This window comes from Klebsiella ornithinolytica (assembly GCF_030505655.1).
Taxonomy (GTDB): domain Bacteria; phylum Pseudomonadota; class Gammaproteobacteria; order Enterobacterales; family Enterobacteriaceae; genus Klebsiella; species Klebsiella ornithinolytica.
This window is the reverse complement of sequence record NZ_CP130153.1, coordinates 5,231,805-5,252,472: the sequence shown is the minus strand read 5'-3', so window position 1 is coordinate 5,252,472 and position 20,668 is coordinate 5,231,805. Positions and strand designations below refer to the sequence as shown.

The 20,668-nt window shown below is 57.3% G+C and carries 18 protein-coding genes; 5 read left to right on the top strand and 13 right to left on the bottom strand.

Translation table 11 applies throughout. The annotated features are described in order from the left end of the window. Positions 1-92: 92 nt before the first annotated feature. On the top strand, positions 93-1,397 hold the full coding sequence (gene aceA, locus Q1L34_RS24835; protein WP_032718554.1) for an isocitrate lyase: 1,305 nt from the start codon (positions 93-95) through the stop codon (positions 1,395-1,397). Positions 1,398-1,498: 101 nt separating this feature from the next. Next, positions 1,499-3,241 carry a bifunctional isocitrate dehydrogenase kinase/phosphatase gene (aceK, locus tag Q1L34_RS24830; RefSeq protein ID WP_004856382.1) on the top strand — a complete coding sequence of 581 codons (1,743 nt, stop codon included), beginning with the start codon at positions 1,499-1,501 and terminating at the stop codon, positions 3,239-3,241. 9 nt (positions 3,242-3,250) lie between these two features. Here aceK and Q1L34_RS24825 read toward each other — a convergent pair whose 3' ends face one another. Further along, entirely contained in the window at positions 3,251-3,664 is a 414-nt protein-coding gene (locus Q1L34_RS24825) for an ASCH domain-containing protein (protein WP_004856384.1), read from the bottom strand. 33 nt (positions 3,665-3,697) lie between these two features. Continuing rightward, positions 3,698-4,525 (bottom strand): glyoxylate bypass operon transcriptional repressor IclR, encoded by an 828-nt coding sequence (gene iclR, locus Q1L34_RS24820; protein WP_004856386.1) that lies wholly within the window; start codon positions 4,523-4,525, stop codon positions 3,698-3,700. A gap of 196 nt (positions 4,526-4,721) precedes the next feature. On the opposite strand from iclR, the gene metH reads away from it, so the two are divergent. Both metH and Q1L34_RS24810 read left to right on the top strand, forming a co-directional pair. Then, positions 4,722-8,405 carry a methionine synthase gene (gene metH, locus Q1L34_RS24815; protein ID WP_160873605.1) on the top strand — a complete coding sequence of 1,228 codons (3,684 nt, stop codon included), beginning with the start codon at positions 4,722-4,724 and terminating at the stop codon, positions 8,403-8,405. 245 nt (positions 8,406-8,650) lie between these two features. Then, positions 8,651-10,282, top strand: coding sequence for a Na/Pi cotransporter family protein (locus Q1L34_RS24810; protein WP_004856393.1), 1,632 nt, complete (start codon positions 8,651-8,653; stop codon positions 10,280-10,282). 85 nt (positions 10,283-10,367) lie between these two features. On the opposite strand, the gene pepE is transcribed toward Q1L34_RS24810, so the two are convergent. The 9 genes from pepE to Q1L34_RS24765 form a co-directional block, all read right to left on the bottom strand. After that, the gene (gene pepE, locus Q1L34_RS24805) at positions 10,368-11,027 is read right to left on the bottom strand and encodes a dipeptidase PepE (protein ID WP_327204590.1); all 660 of its coding nucleotides are present in this window, start codon (positions 11,025-11,027) and stop codon (positions 10,368-10,370) included. Positions 11,028-11,274: 247 nt separating this feature from the next. Next, complete coding sequence (locus Q1L34_RS24800; protein WP_004856397.1) at positions 11,275-12,087, bottom strand: shikimate 5-dehydrogenase; 813 nt, start codon at positions 12,085-12,087, stop codon at positions 11,275-11,277. Then, positions 12,080-13,309, bottom strand: coding sequence for an L-sorbose 1-phosphate reductase (gene sorE, locus Q1L34_RS24795; RefSeq protein WP_004856399.1), 1,230 nt, complete (start codon positions 13,307-13,309; stop codon positions 12,080-12,082). The genes Q1L34_RS24800 and sorE overlap by 8 nt, the downstream gene beginning before the upstream one ends. 73 nt (positions 13,310-13,382) lie before the next feature. Next, positions 13,383-14,207, bottom strand: a complete 825-nt coding sequence (locus tag Q1L34_RS24790) for a PTS system mannose/fructose/sorbose family transporter subunit IID (protein WP_004856400.1) — start codon at positions 14,205-14,207, stop codon at positions 13,383-13,385. An 11-nt stretch (positions 14,208-14,218) separates the two neighbouring features. Then, entirely contained in the window at positions 14,219-15,016 is a 798-nt protein-coding gene (locus tag Q1L34_RS24785; RefSeq protein WP_004856402.1) for a PTS mannose/fructose/sorbose transporter subunit IIC, read from the bottom strand. A 173-nt stretch (positions 15,017-15,189) separates the two neighbouring features. Then, positions 15,190-15,684, bottom strand: a complete 495-nt coding sequence (locus tag Q1L34_RS24780) for a PTS sugar transporter subunit IIB (protein ID WP_032718537.1) — start codon at positions 15,682-15,684, stop codon at positions 15,190-15,192. Beyond that, entirely contained in the window at positions 15,684-16,091 is a 408-nt protein-coding gene (locus tag Q1L34_RS24775) for a mannose/fructose/sorbose PTS transporter subunit IIA (RefSeq protein ID WP_015585374.1), read from the bottom strand. Before Q1L34_RS24775 ends, Q1L34_RS24780 begins: the two co-directional genes overlap by 1 nt. A gap of 9 nt (positions 16,092-16,100) precedes the next feature. Then, positions 16,101-16,904, bottom strand: a complete 804-nt coding sequence (locus tag Q1L34_RS24770; protein ID WP_004856408.1) for an SDR family oxidoreductase — start codon at positions 16,902-16,904, stop codon at positions 16,101-16,103. Positions 16,905-16,971: 67 nt separating this feature from the next. After that, a complete protein-coding gene (locus Q1L34_RS24765) occupies positions 16,972-17,925 on the bottom strand; it encodes a sugar-binding transcriptional regulator (RefSeq protein WP_004856410.1) in 954 nt (317 codons plus the stop codon). A 343-nt stretch (positions 17,926-18,268) separates the two neighbouring features. Here Q1L34_RS24765 and rluF point away from each other — a divergent pair, with 343 nt between their 5' ends. Continuing rightward, positions 18,269-19,147, top strand: a complete 879-nt coding sequence (gene rluF, locus Q1L34_RS24760) for a 23S rRNA pseudouridine(2604) synthase RluF (RefSeq protein WP_015585373.1) — start codon at positions 18,269-18,271, stop codon at positions 19,145-19,147. On the opposite strand, the gene Q1L34_RS24755 is transcribed toward rluF, so the two are convergent. Together Q1L34_RS24755 and panS are read right to left on the bottom strand one after the other, a co-directional pair. Further along, entirely contained in the window at positions 19,144-19,416 is a 273-nt protein-coding gene (locus Q1L34_RS24755; protein WP_004856415.1) for a YjbD family protein, read from the bottom strand. The two genes, rluF and Q1L34_RS24755, sit on opposite strands and share 4 nt — an antisense overlap. Before the next feature lie 139 nt (positions 19,417-19,555). Beyond that, positions 19,556-20,473, bottom strand: coding sequence for a ketopantoate/pantoate/pantothenate transporter PanS (panS, locus tag Q1L34_RS24750; protein ID WP_327204315.1), 918 nt, complete (start codon positions 20,471-20,473; stop codon positions 19,556-19,558). Positions 20,474-20,668 lie beyond the last annotated feature (195 nt).

Genomic DNA, 20,668 nt, shown 5'->3' with positions numbered 1-20,668 from the left:
GCGGGCAATTTTGTTTGTCTTTTTGGCCGCGGCCAAACTGCTTTCACCGATAACGCCTGGGAAGCCAGGAGAAAATAATGGAGCATCTGCACATGAAAACCCGTACCCAACAAATCGAAGAATTAAACAAAGAGTGGACACAACCGCGTTGGGAAGGCATTACCCGCCCCTATAGCGCTGAGGACGTGGTGAAATTGCGCGGCTCGGTCAATCCGGAATGCACGCTGGCGCAGCTGGGGGCGGCCAAAATGTGGCGACTGCTGCATGGCGAAGCGAAAAAAGGCTACATCAACAGCCTCGGCGCATTGACGGGCGGGCAGGCATTGCAGCAGGCGAAGGCCGGGATCGAGGCGATTTATCTCTCCGGCTGGCAGGTGGCGGCGGATGCCAACCTCGCCTCCAGCATGTACCCGGATCAATCGCTGTATCCGGCAAACTCGGTACCTGCGGTGGTCGATCGGATCAACAACACCTTCCGTCGCGCGGATCAGATCCAGTGGTCGGCGGGGGTTGAGCCGGGCGATCCGCGCTATACCGACTATTTCCTGCCGATCGTGGCGGATGCCGAAGCGGGTTTTGGCGGTGTGCTTAACGCGTTCGAGCTGATGAAATCGATGATTGAGGCCGGTGCAGCGGCCGTTCATTTTGAAGATCAGCTGGCATCGGTGAAGAAGTGCGGCCATATGGGCGGCAAAGTGCTGGTGCCGACGCAGGAAGCCATTCAGAAGCTGGTCGCGGCGCGTCTGGCTGCGGACGTGATGGGCGTACCGACGCTGGTGATTGCGCGAACGGATGCCGATGCAGCCGATCTGATTACGTCTGACTGCGATCCGTACGATCGCGAGTTTGTCACCGGCGAACGCACCAGCGAAGGATTTTTCCGTACCCATGCCGGTATCGAACAAGCGATCAGTCGCGGTCTGGCCTATGCGCCGTACGCGGACCTGGTGTGGTGTGAAACCTCGAAACCCGATCTGGAGCAGGCTCGCCGCTTTGCCGAGGCGATTCACGCGCGTTTCCCGGGCAAACTGCTGGCCTACAACTGTTCGCCGTCGTTCAACTGGAAGAAAAATCTTGATGACAATACCATCGCCCATTTCCAGCAGTCGCTGTCTGATATGGGTTACAAATACCAGTTCATCACGCTGGCGGGGATCCACAGCATGTGGTTCAACATGTTCGACCTGGCCCATGCCTACGCACAGGGTGAAGGCATGAAACACTATGTTGAGAAAGTGCAGCAGCCAGAGTTTGCCGCCGCGTCGCAAGGGTACACCTTCGTTTCTCACCAGCAGGAAGTGGGGACTGGCTACTTTGATAAAGTCACCACGATTATCCAGGGCGGGGCTTCCTCGGTCACGGCGTTGACCGGTTCGACGGAAGAAGAGCAGTTCTGATTGCCGCCCGGTGGCGCTGCGCTTACCGGGCCTACGAAAGCGGTAGGCCGGATAAGCGAACGCGCCATCCGGCATGAGCGGATGCCGGATGGGGAAAAGCGATGACGCGTGGCCTGGAATTATTGATTGCACAAACGATTTTACAGGGCTTCGACGCGCAGTACGGGCGTTTTCTGGAAGTCACTTCAGGCGCGCAGCAGCGTTTTGAACATGCCGACTGGCATGCGGTTCAGCAGGCCATGAAGCAGCGAATTCACCTTTATGATCATCACGTCGGGCTGGTGGTGGAACAGCTGCGCTGTATTACCGAAGGCAAAAGCACCGACGTGGATTTTTTACTGCGGGTGAAAGAGCAGTACACGCACCTGCTGCCGGATTACCCTCGCTTTGAGATTGCGGAGAGCTTTTTTAATTCTGTCTATTGCCGGTTGTTTGACCACCGCTCGCTGACACCCGAGCGGCTTTTTATTTTCACTTCTCAGCCGGAACGCAGCTTTCGTTCCCTGCCACGGCCACTGGCAAAAAACTTCTTTCCCGATCGCGGCTGGGAGGTGCTGTTAAGCAAAGTTCTCACCGACTTACCCCTGCGCCTGCCGTGGCAAAACAAGGCGCGCGACATCGGCTACATTAGCGCCAGCCTGCAGGAGGCGCTGGGAAGCGAGATGTTATCCCGCTCCCACCTGCAGATCGCGAACGAACTCTTTTACCGCAATAAAGCCGCCTGGCTGGTGGGTAAACTGGTTACGCCGGTGGCAACCCTGCCGTTTTTGCTGCCACTCCATCGCAGCGAGGAGGGCGAACTGTTTATTGATACCTGTCTGACGACTCATGCCGAAGCGAGCATCGTGTTTGGCTTCGCCCGCTCCTATTTTATGGTCTACGCGCCGCTGCCCGGTGCGCTGGTTGAATGGCTGCGCGATATTCTGCCGGGTAAAACCACCGCCGAACTGTATATGGCGATTGGCTGCCAGAAGCATGCGAAGACGGAAAGCTATCGCGAATACCTGCAGTATATTGCCCGCAGCGATGAGCAGTTTATTGAGGCGCCGGGCATCCGCGGCATGGTGATGCTGGTCTTTACTCTGCCGGGATTTGACCGGGTATTTAAGGTGATCAAAGACCGCTTTGCGCCGCAAAAGGAGATGACCGCCGCCCACGTTCGCGCCTGCTATCAGCTGGTAAAAGAACATGACCGCGTCGGGAGAATGGCCGATACCCAGGAGTTTGAAAACTTCGTGCTGGAAAAACGGCAGATTGCCCCGGCGCTGATGGCGTTACTGCAGACGGAAGCCGGCGCAAAAATCACCGATCTAGGCGATCGCATTGCCATCAGCCATCTCTATATCGAACGCCGGATGGTCCCGCTGAATATCTGGCTGGAGCAGGTGAATGGCCAGGCGCTGCGCGATGCGGTGGAGGAGTATGGCAACGCGATTCGCCAGCTTGCCGCCGCCAATATTTTCCCCGGCGATATGCTGTTTAAAAATTTCGGCGTGACCCGTCATGGCCGGGTGGTGTTCTATGATTACGATGAAATTTGCTACATGACCGAAGTGAATTTCCGCGATATTCCGCCGCCGCGCTACCCGGAAGATGAGCTGGCGAGCGAACCGTGGTACAGCGTGTCGCCGGGCGATGTTTTCCCGGAAGAGTTTCGACACTGGCTGTGCGCTGACCCGCGCATCGGGCCGCTGTTTGAAGAGATGCATGCCGATCTGCTGCGGGCGGACTACTGGCGAGCGCTGCAGACGCGCATTCGTCACGGCCATGTGGAGGATGTCTATGCCTACCGTCGCCGTCAGCGTTTTTGCGTTCGCTACGCCGCGTTGCAGCAGGCGGGGTAGGCGTGCTTCTCAGGCCACCTCGATCACGGCGAACTCTTCAAAGACCAGCTCCATATCGGGCGACCAGCTGCCTTCCCGGGCAAAAAATGCCTGATGAGCCTGCTGCCAGTACGCCAGACTGAGATCGCCTTCCCCTTCCAGCGCGGCCAGTTCCGCGCTCATTTCATTAAAGCGGATGAGGCGTAGCGACAGCGTGCGTATGACGCAGACTGCTTCGCCCGCGCCGTTAAGCACAATATGTACCGCACCAGGCGTCACCGGGCGCTCCTCAGCCTGATAGCTGGCGAAAGAGCCGCAGGTGGCACGTTTTTTCCCGGCAATGACCAGAGAGGCCAGTTCATCGGCCATTTCTGGTGAATCGCCAAAAGACCAGCAGAAGGCCTGCGGGTACTTTTCCTGCCAGAACGCGAGCGGCTTGCTCATCATAGGATCCTTTTATTGCTTTATTGCCGGAGGTTAGCGCATACCGCCGTAGGCCTGGGTTACCTCTTTCGCCGCTTTAATAACCAGCGCCCCCAGTTCGGTGACGCGATCGTCGGTCATCCGGGAAATCGGCCCGGAAATAGAGATTGCGGCAAACGGTTCGCGGTGTTCGTCATAAATACAGGAGGCGACGCAGCGTAAACCGAGGGCATGTTCTTCATCGTCAAATGAATAGCCGCGCTTGCGCGTCTGGGCTAAATCCTCTTTCAGATGGACCGGAGAGACCAGCGTGGCGTGAGTATAAGCATGCAGTCCTTTGCGATGCAGCAGACCGGTGACCTGCTCTTCGCTGAGCTGTGACAGGAACGCTTTACCCGCGCCGGAGGCGTGCATCGGGAGCTTACCGCCAATCGGCGCCGACATGCGCATCAGCTGCGTACACTGCACCTGATCAATAATAATTGCCTGGTGATCGCTTTGATCGAGCACCGCCAGATTGACGGTTTCACCGGAATCTTCCATCAGCTGGCGCAGGATCGGGTGGACGATCGCCAGCAGATTGCGGCTTTGCAGAAAGCTGCTGCCGACCACAAAGGCATGTGCGCCCACGGACCAGTGGCCCAACTCACCAACCTGGCGGACAAAGCCCAGCTGCTGCATGGTCGTCAGCAGACGATGGGTGGTGGAGTTCGGCAGCCCGGCCTGCTGGGCCAGTTCGGTCAGTGCCACGCTGCTGTGAGACTCAGCAATCCATTCAAGCAATTTTAATCCACGGGTGAGCGACTGAACCTGGCCGCCAGCCTGAGGGGCGGCGGGCGTCGCGGGTTTTCTGCCGCGCTTAGCGGGAACGGGAGTAGCCATCGCAGATTCCTTTTTTCTGTATCGTGGAAATAGTTTTCATTTTATTTGCCGGATTTGCAATCACAACCGGACTGATCGGAGGAGTGAAGCTGAACATGTCTCATATTGCCCGTCGTTCTCTTTTCCGCTCTGGTGCTTTATGCCAGTATGGTCCGTTGAGTTTTTTCGGTCTGGTTGAGCGTTGTCGGGAGCGAGTGTGAGCAGCAAAGTTGAACAACTGCATCAGCAGTTAAAAAAACGTATTCTGGTTCTGGATGGGGGCATGGGCACCATGATCCAGGGCTATCGTCTGAGTGAAGAGGACTTCCGCGGCGAACGCTTTGCCGACTGGCCGTGCGATCTGAAAGGCAATAACGATCTGCTGGTGCTCAGTAAGCCGGAGGTGATAACCGCTATCCATGACGCCTACTTTGAGGCGGGGGCGGATATCATTGAAACCAACACCTTTAACTCGACGACTATCGCGATGGCGGATTACCAGATGGAATCCCTGTCGGCGGAAATCAACTTTGTCGCGGCAAAGCTGGCGCGCGCCTGCGCCGATGAGTGGACTTCCCGCACGCCGGAAAAACCGCGCTACGTCGCGGGCGTGCTCGGCCCGACCAACCGCACCGCTTCTATTTCCCCTGATGTTAACGACCCGGCCTACCGCAATATTACCTTTGATGGGCTGGTGGAGGCTTACCGCGAGTCCACCAAAGCGCTGGTGGAAGGGGGCGTTGACCTGATTCTGATCGAGACCGTGTTCGATACCCTGAACGCCAAAGCGGCAATCTTCGCCGTGAAAGAGGAGTTTGAGGCGCTGGGCGTTGAACTGCCGATCATGATCTCCGGTACCATCACCGACGCCTCCGGGCGTACGCTCTCCGGGCAAACGACCGAAGCCTTTTACAACTCGCTGCGCCACGCCGATGCGCTCACCTTCGGCCTGAACTGCGCGCTGGGGCCAGATGAGCTGCGCCAGTACGTGCAGGAGCTGTCGCGCATTGCCGAATGCTATGTCACTGCACACCCCAATGCCGGGCTGCCGAACGCCTTTGGGGAATACGATCTGGACGCTGACACCATGGCGGCGCAGATTCGCGAATGGGCGGAATCGGGCTTCCTGAACATCGTCGGCGGCTGCTGCGGCACCACGCCGGAACATATCGCCGCCATGACGCGCGCCGTTACGGGCCTCGCGCCGCGCGTGCTGCCGGAGATCCCGGTCGCCTGCCGTCTGGCCGGCCTGGAACCGCTGAATATCGGCGACGACAGCCTGTTTGTTAACGTCGGCGAGCGGACCAACGTGACCGGTTCAGCTAAATTCAAGCGCCTGATTAAAGAAGAAAAATATAACGAAGCGCTGGACGTTGCCCGTCAACAGGTGGAAAGCGGCGCGCAGATTATCGATATCAACATGGATGAGGGGATGCTCGACGCTGAAGCGGCGATGGTGCGTTTCCTTAATCTGATCGCCGGCGAGCCTGATATCGCCCGGGTACCGATTATGATCGACTCCTCGAAATGGGAGGTCATCGAAAAGGGTCTGAAATGTATTCAGGGCAAAGGTATCGTCAACTCCATCTCGATGAAAGAGGGCGTAGAGGCCTTCGTTGAGCATGCGAAGAAGGTGCGTCGCTACGGCGCTGCCGTGGTGGTGATGGCCTTTGATGAAATTGGCCAGGCCGATACCCGCGCGCGGAAAATCGAAATTTGCCGCCGGGCGTACAAGATTCTGACCGAAGAGGTGGGCTTCCCGCCGGAAGATATTATTTTTGACCCCAATATCTTCGCCGTCGCCACCGGCATTGAAGAGCACAACAACTATGCGCAGGACTTTATCGGCGCCTGTGAAGACATTAAACGCGAGCTGCCTCACGCGCTGATTTCCGGCGGCGTCTCGAACGTCTCCTTCTCGTTCCGCGGCAACGATCCGGTTCGCGAAGCGATTCACGCCGTCTTCCTGTTCTACGCCATCCGTAACGGCATGGATATGGGGATCGTTAACGCCGGCCAGCTGGCGATTTATGACGATCTGCCGGTGGAACTGCGCGATGCCGTTGAAGACGTGATCCTCAACCGTCATGCTGACGGCACCGAGCGTCTGCTGGAGCTGGCGGAAAAATACCGCGGTAGCAAAACGGACGACTCCGCCAACGCCCAGCAGGCGGAATGGCGTAGCTGGGACGTGAAAAAACGGCTTGAATACTCGCTGGTAAAAGGCATTACCGAGTTTATCGAGCTGGATACCGAAGAGGCGCGCCAGCAGGCCGCTCGTCCGATAGAAGTGATTGAAGGCCCGCTGATGGACGGCATGAACGTGGTCGGCGATCTGTTCGGCGAAGGCAAAATGTTCCTGCCGCAGGTGGTAAAGTCGGCCCGCGTGATGAAACAGGCGGTCGCCTATCTGGAACCGTATATTGAAGCCAGCAAGGAAAAGGGTTCCAGCAACGGCAAGATGGTCATTGCGACCGTGAAAGGCGACGTCCACGACATCGGTAAAAATATCGTTGGCGTGGTGCTGCAGTGCAATAACTACGAAATTATCGATCTTGGCGTGATGGTGCCGGCGGACAAAATCCTCAAAACCGCCCGCGAAGTGAATGCCGACCTGATTGGCCTCTCCGGGCTGATTACCCCGTCGCTGGACGAAATGGTCAATGTGGCGAAAGAGATGGAACGCCAGGGCTTTACGATTCCTCTGCTGATTGGCGGAGCCACGACGTCGAAGGCCCATACGGCGGTCAAAATCGAGCAGAACTACAGCGGCCCGACGGTCTACGTTCAGAATGCCTCGCGCACCGTGGGCGTGGTCTCGGCTCTGCTCTCCGACACGCAGCACGATGATTTTGTTGCGCGCACGCGTCGCGAGTACGAAACCGTGCGTATCCAGCACGCTCGCAAGAAACCGCGCACGCCGCCGGTGACCCTGGCTGCCGCTCGTGATAACGATCTGGCCTTTGACTGGGCCAGCTACACGCCGCCGGTTGCCCATCGTCTGGGCGTGCAGAGCGTGGAAGCGAGCATCGAAACCCTGCGTAACTACATCGACTGGACGCCATTCTTTATGACCTGGTCGCTGGCCGGCAAATACCCGCGTATCCTCGAAGACGAGGTGGTGGGCGAAGAAGCGAAGCGGTTGTTCCACGATGCGAACGAGATGCTGGATAAACTGAGCGCAGAGAAGACGCTGAATCCGCGCGGCGTGGTGGGGTTATTCCCGGCCAACCGGGTGGGGGATGATATTGAAATCTACCGCGATGAAACCCGCACCCATGTGCTGACGGTCAGCCACCATCTGCGTCAGCAGACGGAGAAAGTCGGCTTTGCCAACTACTGCCTTGCCGATTTTGTGGCGCCGAAGCTCAGCGGCAAAGCTGACTACCTCGGCGCGTTTGCGGTGACCGGCGGGCTGGAAGAGGACGCGCTGGCGGAAGCGTTTGATGCGCAGCACGATGATTACAACAAGATCATGGTCAAAGCCATCGCCGACCGTCTGGCGGAAGCGTTTGCCGAATACCTGCATGAACGTGTGCGTAAGGTCTACTGGGGCTACGCGGCGAATGAGAACCTCAGTAACGAGGAGCTGATCCGCGAAAACTACCAGGGGATTCGCCCTGCGCCGGGCTACCCGGCCTGTCCGGAGCACACCGAAAAAGCGGTGATCTGGGAACTGCTGGATGTCGAGGCGCATACCGGCATGAAGCTGACCGAGTCGTTCGCCATGTGGCCGGGCGCATCGGTTTCCGGCTGGTACTTCAGCCATCCTGACAGTAAGTATTACGCGGTGGCGCAAATTCAGCGCGATCAGGTGGAAGATTATGCCCGGCGTAAAGGGATGACGCCTGCGGAAGTTGAACGCTGGCTGGCGCCAAACCTGGGATATGACGCGGACTAGAAGGCGAGCAGTCACCAATCCGTCATCTTAGCTGACAACTTAGCTGACAACTTAGCTTACAACTTACAGGGCGCCATTATGGCGCCCTGTCTCTTTATTGTGGTTAAACCCTTATACTGGTGTATTGATCCACAACGGCCGGCATCGACTGATATCGCCCCGGACGATATCTCCCGGATAAGCCCGGTGCGTTCAGGACGGGTTATCGGTATCTGTCCGTCGGGTAATAAGGAGAATAAGAATCCGTGTTAACTCTGCTGCATCTGCTGTCTGCTGTTGCCCTGCTGGTCTGGGGCACCCACATTGTTCGTACCGGCGTGATGCGCGTATTTGGCGCGCGCCTGCGTTCCGTCCTCAGTAGTAGCGTTGAGAAAAAACCGCTCGCCTTCTGCGCGGGGATTGGCGTCACGGCTCTGGTCCAGAGCAGCAATGCCACCACCATGTTGGTGACCTCATTCGTCGCTCAGGATCTGGTCGCGCTGACGCCTGCGCTGGTGATTGTGCTGGGGGCCGATGTGGGGACCGCATTGATGGCGAGGGTGCTGACCTTCGATCTGTCGTGGCTGTCGCCGCTGCTGATTTTTATCGGCGTGATTTTTTTCCTCGGGCGCAAACAAACGCGTGCCGGCCAGCTCGGACGGGTGGGGATCGGCCTGGGGCTGATTCTGTTAGCGCTGGAACTGATTGTGCAGGCGGTTCATCCCATCACCCAGGCAAATGGCGTGCAGGTGATTTTCGCCTCGCTGACCGGCGACATTATGCTCGACGCGCTGATTGGTGCCATGTTTGCCATTATCAGCTACTCCAGCCTGGCGGCCGTGCTGCTAACGGCAACGCTGACTTCAACCGGGGTGATTTCATTTCCGGTTGCGCTGTGCCTGGTGATTGGCGCCAACCTCGGCTCGGGGATTCTGGCGATGATCAACAACAGCGCCGCCAACGCTTCTGCGCGCCGCGTGGCGCTCGGCAGTCTGTTGTTCAAGCTGGTGGGCAGCCTGATTATTCTGCCGTTTGTGCATGTGCTGGCCGATGCGATGCATCGTATGCCGCTGCCGGAATCGGAACTGGTTATCTACTTCCACGTCTTCTACAACCTGATTCGCTGCGTGGCGATGGTGCCCTTTGCCGAGCCCATGGCCAGACTCTGCAAACGGATGATTCATGAAGATCCCGAGCAGGACCTCCATCTCAAACCAAAACATCTGGATACTACGGCGCTGGATACGCCGGCGCTGGCGTTGGCCAATGCCGCGCGCGAAACGTTGCGCATTGGCGACGCGATGGAGCAGATGCTCGAGGGGCTGCACAAGGTGATGCACGGCGAGCCGCGGGAGGAGAAAGAGCTGCGCAGGCTGGCGGACGATATCAACGTGCTCTACACCGCGATCAAGCTCTATCTGGCCCGCATGCCGAAAGACGAGCTGGCCGAAGAAGAGTCCCGCCGCTGGGCGGAGATCATCGAAATGGCGCTCAATCTCGAGCAGGCTTCCGATATCGTTGAGAGAATGGGCAGCGAAATCGCCGATAAATCGCTGGCGGCGCGCCGCGCCTTTTCAGTGGAAGGGCTGAAGGAGCTGGACGGGCTGTACGAGCAGCTGCTCAGCAACCTGCAGCTGGCGATGTCGGTCTTTTTCTCCAGCGATGTCCCGAGCGCCCGACGCCTGCGCCGCAACAAGCATCGTTTCCGCATCCTGAACCGCCGCTACTCGCACGCGCACGTCGACCGTCTGCACCAGCAGAACGTGCAGAGTATCGAGACCAGCTCGCTGCATCTGGGGTTACTGGGGGATATGAAACGCCTGAACTCGTTGTTCTGCTCGGTGGCTTATAGCGTGATGGAGCAGCCGGATGAAGATGACGATCGGGATGAATACTAAGTCGTTTCCCCCGTCGGCGGATTAACCGGTCACGGGGGCGATATCCCGGCGGCGACGCTGACGCCGCAAGCCGGGAACCGTCATTTTAAAAGCGGTGACCAGCCTGCAGAGGCAGCGCTTCCTCACCGGCTTTAAACAGCAGCGTCGGATTCGGGCCGCCGAGGGTGGCCTGCCCCTGTGTCACCTGAATCCAGTTGCCCTCCGGCAGGCCGATGATCGTCAGCTCCGGGGCCACGACCAGCAGTTCGCGAATACGTTGCTCACGGGTTTCGCCCTGATGTCCTGCCGGCAGCGCGTTGGTAAAGTGCGGGTTAATCTGCAGCGGGAACAGCCCCAGCGCGTCAAACCCCTGCGGATCGACAATCGGCATATCGTTGGTGGTGCGGATGGTCGGGCAGGCGAGGTTTGCGCCCGCGCTCCAGCCAATGTACAACGCGCCACGCTGCACAACGTCCACAATGGGCGCCAGAAGCCCGCGTCCGCGGCACTCTTTAAGCAGCTGAAAAGTATTGCCGCCGCCGACAATCACCACTTCAGCGGCTGCAATCGCCGCCACGGGGTCGGCGACGCTGTGAATACCGGTGACGGAAACGCCGAGCGGGGCGAGCACCGCGGCGGCTTTGGCCGTGTAGTCATCCCAGGTTTGCGTCACTCCGGCAAAGGGGATAAACACCGCGGAACGGCGTCCGTTTAGCTGTCCGGCAATTAGCGGCAGCGCATGTTCCAGCCATGCTTTGCCAGGCAGCGACTAGTTACTCAATAACAGCAGTTCCATCTTTTCTCCATTTAGCCAGGTTACAGAGTCGCAGAGGATCCTACCACCGCTTGCCCGCAGGCTCACTGATATGGCTCACGATGTTGCAAGGTGGCGGCGCGTCATCGGGCCTCTTGCTGCGGTGACGCGTGAGAAGAGGGGGACGGTTAACGGAAGGCAAAGCGTATGGAACCGGAGTAGGAAACCGGGGAAAGAGCGCCCTCCCTGGCGCTCAGGCTTACCCCGCCCGCGCAAATGCCGCCGCCTCGTTGACGAGAGCGGCATCCGGACGGACGCCGGTATAAAGCACGAATTGTTCCACCGCCTGCAGCGCAATCACCTCTGCGCCGCTGATAATCTGTTTATCCAGCTTCTGCGCCAGACGAATCAGCGGTGTTTCCGACGGCAGCGCCACCACGTCGAACACCACCTGAGCCTGCCCAACCATCGACTGGCTGAACGCCAGAGTGTCGCTATGCGTGCCGCCGGCCATGCCGAGCGGCGTGACGTTGACCAGAATATCGACCCTGATCCCTTCAGGCTGCGGCTGCCACTGAAAACCGTACTGTTTCGCCAGCGCCAGGCCGCTATCGCGATTGCGGGCGGCGATAACCACATCGCGGAAGCCGGCGTCGCGAAAGGCGGCGATAACCGCTTTCCCCATGCCGCCGCTGCCCTGAATCATCACGCTGGCACGGGTATCCAGCTGGTGGCTGTCGATCAGGCTCTTCACCGCGATATAGTCGGTGTTGAGCCCGGTCAATCTGCCGTTGTCGTTCACGATGGTATTGACGGAATCAATCACCCTGGCCGAAGGGTCGATAGCGTCAAGGAAAGGCATACAGCTCTCTTTAAACGGCATCGAGACCGCGCAACCGCGAATCCCCAGCGCCCGTACTCCTCCCACCGCGGCGGCGATATCCTGCGTGGTAAAGGCTTTATAGATAAAATTTAGCCCCAGCTTCTCATACAGATAGTTATGAAAGCGGGTGCCGAAGTTGCCTGGCCGGCCGGCCAGCGACATGCAGAGCTGTGTTTCGCGATTAATCATGAGCAATGTCCGGTGCGTGGGCCAGCAGGTACCGTTCCGCTTCGGCGGACCAGATCCCGTGATTACGCGCCATAATGGCCGCCAGCTCAGGGTCAGCAATAGCGCCAAGAGGGGTCAGGGGAAGCGATTTTTCGGTATACACCAGCTTTTTACCACCGCCGACGGCCGGCAAATCGAGGGTTGTTTCACCCGCCGCATTCAGTCCGAGAATATGGGTCACCACTTTCGCCGCCTGGACTTTTTTCGCCTGCATCAGCGCCACGGCGGCCCGCATATCGTCAGTATTGCCGCCGGAAGTCCCGACGTAATGCGTAAAGGCATAATGCACGTCGTAAAAGTTTATCGGGGCGCTGAACTGCTTATCCTGCGGACCGGCAAAGAAGTTCAGGCAGCCGTCCGGGGCCAGCAGCGAAGACGCCATGGTAATCAGCTGCTCATTCGGCACGAACACAAAAATATCATCGAAGCCGTGGCCGCCGGTCAGCGCCATCAGCGTTTCGCGTCCGGCATCGTGGCCGTCGAGGTAATGGATCAACGTTTGCGGCTCTGACGGATAATGCTGACGGGCGTAGCTCAGCTTTGGCTTATTGGTGTCGGTCACGACCAGCAGGGCAGGGTTAACCGGTCCATGCAGCGCATAGTCGATCGCCAGCAGCCCCATTGGGCCGGTACCGCCGAGGATCAGCGTGCGGCCCTGAGGCCGGATGCCCATCACATGGTTATAGCTCCCTTCCTGCAGATGATAGTTGGCGTTGAATGCACCGATCACGCAGGAGAGCGGTTCGACCAGCGAGCCTTCAAACCAGGTATCGCCTTCCCAGGTGAGCAGACAATCTTGCGTCATGACCTCATCCGGGATCACCACGTGAGTCGCTTCGCCACCGATCCATGGGAAGGAGTAGCCGGGGCAATCGGGGCGATCCGGCAGCTGCAGGTTGGCCTGAATCACATAGCGCTGGCCGGCCTGGAATTTATGCTGCCACTTTTTCCCGACCGCGAGGATTTCGCCACAGAATTCATGGCCGATGATAATCGGATTCACCGCCACGTCGTCCGGCACCTTTTTATGGTTTTCCCCCTGGTTGGCCTCCTTCCAGGAAGAGAGGCACAGGCTGTCGGTGACCACGCGGGCGAGGATCTCGTCCTCCTGCATTTCCGGGAGTGCAAAGGTTTCCAGACGCAGGTCGCGTTTACCGTAAAGGCGTAGAGCTGTCGTTTTCATGTTTACCACCTCATCCCCTTTTACTACGGGGTTAGCTTATTGAAGTGGCCCCGGCGCGACCGGGGCCGAATAATCAGGACAAGAAGCCCAGTGCGTTACCGATAATCCCCAGACCAAACAGGGCAAAGATCAGCCATACCGGGTTAACTTTTTTATTGAGCAGGCGCACCATCAACAGCGTCAGGCCCAGCGCCAGCAGGCCGGGACAAAGCTGGTCGAGGATGTTTTGTACGGTCATGGTGACGGTGGTGCCGTCGGCCCCTGGCGTTTGCGACACTACCAACGGCACGTGGATGGAGGTCCACTTGGTGACCAGCACGCCCATCACGAACAGACCTAAAATAGAGGCCCCTTCGGTCAGTTTTTGCAGCAGGTTACCGCCCATATCGCTGACGATATTGACCCCCTTACGGAAACCAAGCTGCAGGCCGTACCATTTCATTGCCAGGCGTACTGCATTGAAAATGAAGAAAAAGAGTAATGGGCCTAGTATGTTTCCCGAGAGTGCCAGCGACGCGCCGAGTGCCGCGGTAATCGGGCGTAACGTGCCCCAGACCAGCGGATCGCCGACCCCGGCCAGCGGCCCCATCAGGCCAACTTTGATGCCGTTGATCGCCCCATCGTCGATGGCCGCGCCGTTGGCGCGCGCTTCTTCCATCGCCGCGGTGACGCCCAGCACCGGGCCGCAGACGGCGGGAGTGGTGTTGAAGAACACCAGATGGCGTTTTAGCGCCGCCACCTGATCCTCTTTTAGCGGATAGAGACGCTTGATCGCCGGGATCATGTCGTAGCAAAAGCCGAGGCCATGAATGCGTTCAAAGTTGAAGGAGGCCTGCTGCAGGTTGGAGCGCAGAAAGATGTTAACCAGGTCGCCTTGGGTGAGTTTTTTCGGTTCCATAACGGGCTCCATCAGTCGTCAAGTTGGTCAAGGGCGGCGGAAGAGGCGGAGGCCTGCGGGGCCTCAGCCTTACGCCATTGCGGGTTCAGCTGGATATAAATCAGCGCGATAATGACGCCCACGCCGCCGAAGGCCAGCAGGCTGAAATCGAGATAGCCTCCCGCCAGAAAACCGAGGAAAAAGAACGGCATCAGGTATTTGACGCCCATCATGCGCAGCACCATGGCGTAGCCCACCACCACAATAAAACCACCGGCGATTTGCAGGCCGCGGGTGACAAATTCCGGAATGGCGTTCAGCATGTTGCTGACCATGTCGGCGCTGACAAACAGCGAGACCACCAGTGCCGGAATCGCGACGCGGAGCGCCTGTACGCCCAGCGCCGAGATATGCAGCATGTCAATAGTGCGAAAACGCGCGTCCTCCGCCGCCTTGTCCGCTGCGTGTTGAAAGACCACCGTGATGGTGCGGGCGAAAACGGTGAGCACCTGGCCTGCTGCGGCCACCGGCAGCGCGATGGCGATCCCTGTGGCGATACTTTGATGGCCGACGATAACCAGAATCGCGGAGATAATGCTGGCCAGCGCCGAATCCGGCGATTGCGCGGCGCCGACGTTCATCCAGCCGAGTGCGATCAGTTCCAGCGTGCCGCCGAGCATAATCCCGGTTTTTAAATCACCGAGAATTAAGCCAATGACCGTGCAGGCAATTAACGGGCGATGCGTCTGAAATTCATCCAGTACGCTGCCCATTCCGGCAATACAGGAAAAAAGAAATATGGCGATTATTTGTAGGGTACTGATTTCCATAATATGTCACCTTGAGGGTATGCAAATCCCTGCCTGTTACGGCATTAACACGGTATTACTCTGACGGTCACGGTATGGCTTTTATATTTTTAAACCTGTCACCAAAGATTGTGCTAAGTCTATTTCCAGGGTGTGCCATGCAGAATAACGATGTGCAAAATACAGGCGCTGTTTTATTCTGTGGCAGTGTGCTCGGCTATTTTGTCGAGGATATTAATGGACGGATCTGATGCCACCACACGCAAATCCAGTTTTACGCCCAGCTTATCCAGTTGACGAAATGCATGAATATCCTCGTCGTCTAAAGAGACTGCCTTGGTTAATTGTTTTTTACCCGGTCGCCAGGCCATTCCGCCAATATTTAAGGTGGCAATATTGACCCCCTGTTTGACCATCGTTAAAACATCCTGAGGGTTGGTAAATAAATAAAAAACGGTCTCGTTCTGATATTGCGGGTTGTGATAAACGGCGACTGCTTTTTCGAGGTTAACGACATTGACCTTCATGCCCGGAGGCGCGGCCTGGCGGAGTAAGGTCCGACGTACCTCATCGTTATAGACCTCGTCGTTGCAGATAATAATGCGCCGGGCGTTGGCGACTTTTGACCACACGGTGGTCACCTGGCCATGGATCAGGCGGTCATCAATACGGGCAAGCGTAATGTTCATCAAAAATCCTCCTCAATGGTTTCCGGCTGTCGCCAGACCACGCAGCACTGGCTGGCAATGGTCGTCAGATGTGCACACAGGGCGTCTGCGGTCAGGGTCTGCTGGTTATCCACCAGTTCCAGCGCCAGCGGTAATGAGAGGCCGCTGATGACCCGCAGCCGCGGGTTTTTCATCGCCAGCCCGGCAGCGGCATTCCACGGGCTGCCGCACTGTAAATCGACGGCGATCAGCCACTCACTGTCATTGTGAGTGCTTACTAACTCATCCAGCCTGGTGGCGATGTCGCTGGCGTTTTCGCCGGGCATAAATGCCACGGCGCTGGCCTGCACGTCACCATAGACCATGCGCACCGAATCCAGCATGGCGCAGGCCAGCTGACCGTGGGCGCAGAAAATCACATTCACCATATCGACTCCTTATCCGCGGGTTTTTCCGCCGGCGATGTTAGTGGTTACTCCGGTTATATAGCTTGCCCGCTCTGACAGCAGGTAGCAGACATAGTCGGCTACTTCGCTCAGACGACCGGAGCGACCAATCGGTATCGCGTTTTTGCTATAGCCCGCGCGCAGCTGCTCGACGGTGATATTGCGCGTCCAGGCCAGCGCTTCTTCGTATTCCGGCGTGCGCAACCCGGTTTTTTCGAGGATGCCAGGCGCCACGCCCACAACGCGGATACCGTGTTTCCCCAGCTCTTTGGACCATGAACGCGTGAAGCTATTCAGCGCGGCTTTGGTCGCGGCATAGCAGCTCTGACCTTCAGAGCCTTCCAGCCCGCTTTCTGACGAGACGTTAACAATGACGCCTGCGCGCTGTTTCACCATCTGCCGGGCCACCGCCTGCGACATCAGAAAGACCCCTTTTTGGTTGATGTTCACCATCTTTTCAAAGGCGGCCTCATTGAGTTCATAGCGTCCTGCCGGGGCTTTCTCATCGACGAGGAGACGCGGAAAATTCACCCCGGCATTATTCACCAGACCATCGATACGACCATATTGTTGAATAATCTGTTCGACGGTGTGATTCACCTCGCTGGCGCTGGAAATATCCGTAGGCCAGAACCTGTAATGGTCATGGTGGTGATGCTTGTCACCGCCGTGAATATCGATCATCTGGACATTTGCACCGAGACTTAATAACTCGTCAACAATTGCCAGACCAATTCCCGACGCGCCACCGGTAACAATAATTGTTTTATCTTGCAGATTTAGCCATGTTTGCATAATCGTCATCTCATTTTCAGGTAAAGGGATCCCACGCAGCGCGAGCTGCGTCAAAAGAAAACGTCTTTTATTTCAGTAACCGTTCTGCGGTTTCTCGATTCGTCACCAGACAGTTAATATAACCCCCGCGCAATGCGCCAATAATTCCGGTATATTTTTCTTCGCCGATGGCGATACCCACGGAATAACGCACCTGTTTTAATCTGGCAATATCGATGGAGAGCGTTTTTTCATTCATATTGGTTTCAACGGCGATACCGTTGATATCATAAAAGCGTGAACAAATATCGCCGGCGACGTGTCGCGCGTTAAGATCATCGCTCTCTTCGCTACCATAGAACGCATGCCAGTTGGCGCCATCGCGAATCGCCGGGGAACCGATACCCACCAGCGCCACATCGAGATTCTCCCAGTAGGATGAAATCGTTTTAAAATGTTGGGACTGCATAATACCGTTGCGAATCAATGTGTTTTCCAGCAGCGCCGGGAAGTCAGCAAGATGCGATTCGGCTTTCAGCCTGGCGGCGGCACCGTAGGTCAGCGTGTTCACATGATACCGGCTCTCCAGCTTGCCCGAGGGGCCGCCGATAATCGGTACGCAAATCACCTGCCGCGACTGACTGGCCTGCGGTAGCGTTTCGACCAGCGCACGAACCGCCCGCCCCCAGGAAAAGCCGATAATATCGCCAGGTTCAAGCAGGCGGTCGACCAGCTGAGCGCCATGCTGCCCGATGGTGCTCAGCTGGTCCTCTTCCTGTGATGACTCGCAGGAGGCGACCACCGCCTCTTTGAGAGCGAACTTTTGCTTCAGCTGCTGTTCCAGCCACAGATTTTCGTTGTAGTCGTAGTTGATGGCGATGGTGACAATACCCTGCTCACGACCGCGTTTTAGCAGGCGGCTGATCGTGGTGCGGTAAATACCCAGCTCACGGGCAATCTGCGCCTGGGTCATCTCCTGCTCATAATAGAGCTGGGCAACTTTAACGATTAAGCGGATATCATCGCTATTTTCGATCGCCATCTTTGGGCTCCTGCACATTTGTGCAAACGGTATTCTTGCTCTCTTGATCTGATATAACCCCAACTATCGCCGGCGACAAAGCAATTTTCCGCTATATCATCACCATAAGGTGGCGATTTGTTTTGCACATTTGATTGCTGGCCTGCCTGGAGATGGCACGTTTGTGCGTGATGAGCTAATGGTTTGATTCTGCTTATTTTCGCCGGGCAGAATTGCACGGCACGGGGTGGAACACTTTTGTGTAGAAAGGTGTGACGGATCACATTTAGCGGCGAGTCGTGGAGACGCGATTATTTTTGATTGTCCGCGGCCTGAGGTATATTTCGCTTTTACAGGAGAATTTATGCTGCCCGACTCATCAACCCGACTCAATAAATACATCAGTGAAAGCGGAATTTGCTCGCGTCGCGAAGCCGATCGCTACATTGAACAAGGCAATGTTTTTATCAATGGCAAGCGTGCGACCATTGGCGATCAGGTTAATCCTGGCGATGTCGTGAAGGTCAACGGTCAATTGATCGAGCCGCGCGAGGCCGAAGATCTGGTCTTCATCGCCCTGAATAAACCGGTCGGTATTGTCAGCACAACGGAAGACAGCGAGCGCGATAACATTGTGGACTTTGTTAACCACAGCAAGCGTGTCTTCCCGATTGGTCGACTGGACAAAGACTCTCAGGGGCTGATCTTTCTGACCAACCACGGCGATCTGGTGAATAAGATCCTGCGTGCCGGCAACGATCACGAGAAAGAGTATCTGGTGACGGTGGACAAGCCGGTGACCGAGGAGTTTATCCGCGGTATGGGCGCTGGCGTCCCGATTCTTGGCACGGTGACGAAGAAGTGTAAAGTCAGGAAGGAAGCGCCGTTCGTGTTCCGTATTACCTTGGTTCAGGGCCTGAACCGGCAGATTCGCCGGATGTGCGAGCACTTTGGCTATGAGGTCACGAAGCTGGAACGGACGCGGATCATGAACGTCGGGCTGTCGGGACTGCCGCTTGGTGAGTGGCGCGACCTGACGGATGATGAGCTGGTGGCGCTGTTTAAGCTGATTGAGAATTCATCCTCTGAGGCCAAACCGAAGGCGAAAGCCAAACCGAAAACCGCCGGGATCAAACGTCCGGTGGTGAAGATTGAAAAGAGCAGTGAGAAAAACGAGAAAGGGCGCCCGGCGTCTAACGGAAAACGTTTTACTCAGCCGGGGCGTAAAAAGAAAGGGCGTTAACGCCTGCCGCGCGTTGGCGTGCTCGCCGACCACGAAAATGATGCTTCGCTATCGGGTTTGTAGGCCTGCTTTTTCTTTAACTGGCGGGCCTTTTTCGCTTCGGCTTCTCGCAGCACCATCAGCTTGTCGATGTACTCTTTCTTGACGGCGTTGGTCTCCGCGTTGGTCAGCGGACGGCCGTGCGCAATTCGGGCCCGGTCAAGCAGCGTTTTGAGTTCGCGTTGCTCGCGCTCTGTCATCTCTTTTTGCGTAATGCGGGGAAGTGCCATAGTGGTGCCCTCAGTCTGCCGGATAACCCAGTGTACGGTAATCGCGGGCCGACGGACAGCGCGTTAGTCCCGTTGAGGAACGCGTAAACGGGGAAATTACCCGGGCCGTTGGCCCGGGTGAGTGAATATTAGCGTTTGTTCACGTTTTGGCGGTAGGTTTCCCGGACCAGTAGCCCGCCAGCAGCGAACCGGACAGGTTGTGCCAGACTGAAAACAGCGCACCGGGCAGCGCGGCGAGCGGGCCGAAGTAGATTTTCCCCAGCGCGGCAGCCAGACCAGAGTTTTGCATCCCTACTTCAATCGCCAGCGTCCGGCAGGTTGACTCGTCAAAGCCAAACAGCCGCCCGCCCCAGTAGCCGCCGAGCAGACCGATGGCGTTATGCAGGATCACCGCGACAATCACCACCAGGCCCACCGAAGCGATATGGGAGGCGGAGCCGGCGACGACGGCGCTGATAATCGCCAGGATGCAGATCATCGAGAAGGCGGGCAGAAAAGGTTCAACCGCTTTCACCACTTTGGGCAGCGTATGGTGAATCACCAGGCCCAGCGCAATCGGGATCACGACGATCTGCAGGATGCTGAGCAGCATCCCCATTACGTCGACCTGAATGTGCGCATCCACATACAGCCGCGTCAGCAGCGGCGTGGCAACCACGCCGACCAGCGTAGAAACAGATGAGATGGTGACAGACAGCGCCACATCGCCTTTCGCGAGATAGATCATCACGTTCGATGCTGTCCCGCTGGCGACGCTCCCGACCAGTACCATGCCGGCTGACAGCTCAGGCGGCATATGGAACAGCAGCGCCAGCGCCCAGGCGGCGAGAGGCATCACCAGATAGTGAAGAAAAATACCTGCAGCAACCGGCGCCGGGCGCGACAGCACGCGCTTAAAGTCATCCAGTTTCAGATGCACCCCCATTCCGAACATGATGAGCATCAGCAGCGTGGTGACCCACGGCCCGACGGGCGTAAAGGTCGACGGGGTATAATAAGCCAGAACAGAGAGCAGCAGCGCCCATAACGGGAACAGCCTCGTCAGAGTAGCGAGCATGTTGTTTTCCTTGCGATTAACGCCTCATCCTTCGGGCAACGCGTGCGCAGGCGGTGTCTGTTTCCCCGGGCACGTTGTCTGCTGTGCATCAGGGGGCGTCGCACCGGCCCGTCGCCCGAACGATTGAGGGGATGTTGTGTTGATATAGTTATAAAAAAGCCGGGTTCGAGCCCGGCTATAGGTAATTTTTATCGC

Bases quoted from the DNA above. Each gene is read 5' to 3' on its own strand.
- aceA (WP_032718554.1), top strand. From the start codon at position 93: ATGAAAACCCGTACCCAACAAATCGAAGAATTAAACAAAGAGTGGACA.
- aceK (WP_004856382.1), top strand. From the start codon at position 1,499: ATGACGCGTGGCCTGGAATTATTGATTGCACAAACGATTTTACAGGGC.
- Q1L34_RS24825 (WP_004856384.1), bottom strand. From the start codon at position 3,664: ATGAGCAAGCCGCTCGCGTTCTGGCAGGAAAAGTACCCGCAGGCCTTC.
- iclR (WP_004856386.1), bottom strand. From the start codon at position 4,525: ATGGCTACTCCCGTTCCCGCTAAGCGCGGCAGAAAACCCGCGACGCCC.
- Q1L34_RS24800 (WP_004856397.1), bottom strand. From the start codon at position 12,087: ATGATTAATCGCGAAACACAGCTCTGCATGTCGCTGGCCGGCCGGCCA.
- sorE (WP_004856399.1), bottom strand. From the start codon at position 13,309: ATGAAAACGACAGCTCTACGCCTTTACGGTAAACGCGACCTGCGTCTG.
- Q1L34_RS24790 (WP_004856400.1), bottom strand. From the start codon at position 14,207: ATGGAACCGAAAAAACTCACCCAAGGCGACCTGGTTAACATCTTTCTG.
- Q1L34_RS24785 (WP_004856402.1), bottom strand. From the start codon at position 15,016: ATGGAAATCAGTACCCTACAAATAATCGCCATATTTCTTTTTTCCTGT.
- Q1L34_RS24780 (WP_032718537.1), bottom strand. From the start codon at position 15,684: ATGAACATTACGCTTGCCCGTATTGATGACCGCCTGATCCATGGCCAG.
- Q1L34_RS24775 (WP_015585374.1), bottom strand. From the start codon at position 16,091: ATGGTGAATGTGATTTTCTGCGCCCACGGTCAGCTGGCCTGCGCCATG.
- Q1L34_RS24770 (WP_004856408.1), bottom strand. From the start codon at position 16,904: ATGCAAACATGGCTAAATCTGCAAGATAAAACAATTATTGTTACCGGT.
- Q1L34_RS24765 (WP_004856410.1), bottom strand. From the start codon at position 17,925: ATGGCGATCGAAAATAGCGATGATATCCGCTTAATCGTTAAAGTTGCC.
- rluF (WP_015585373.1), top strand. From the start codon at position 18,269: ATGCTGCCCGACTCATCAACCCGACTCAATAAATACATCAGTGAAAGC.
- Q1L34_RS24755 (WP_004856415.1), bottom strand. From the start codon at position 19,416: ATGGCACTTCCCCGCATTACGCAAAAAGAGATGACAGAGCGCGAGCAA.
- panS (WP_327204315.1), bottom strand. From the start codon at position 20,473: ATGCTCGCTACTCTGACGAGGCTGTTCCCGTTATGGGCGCTGCTGCTC.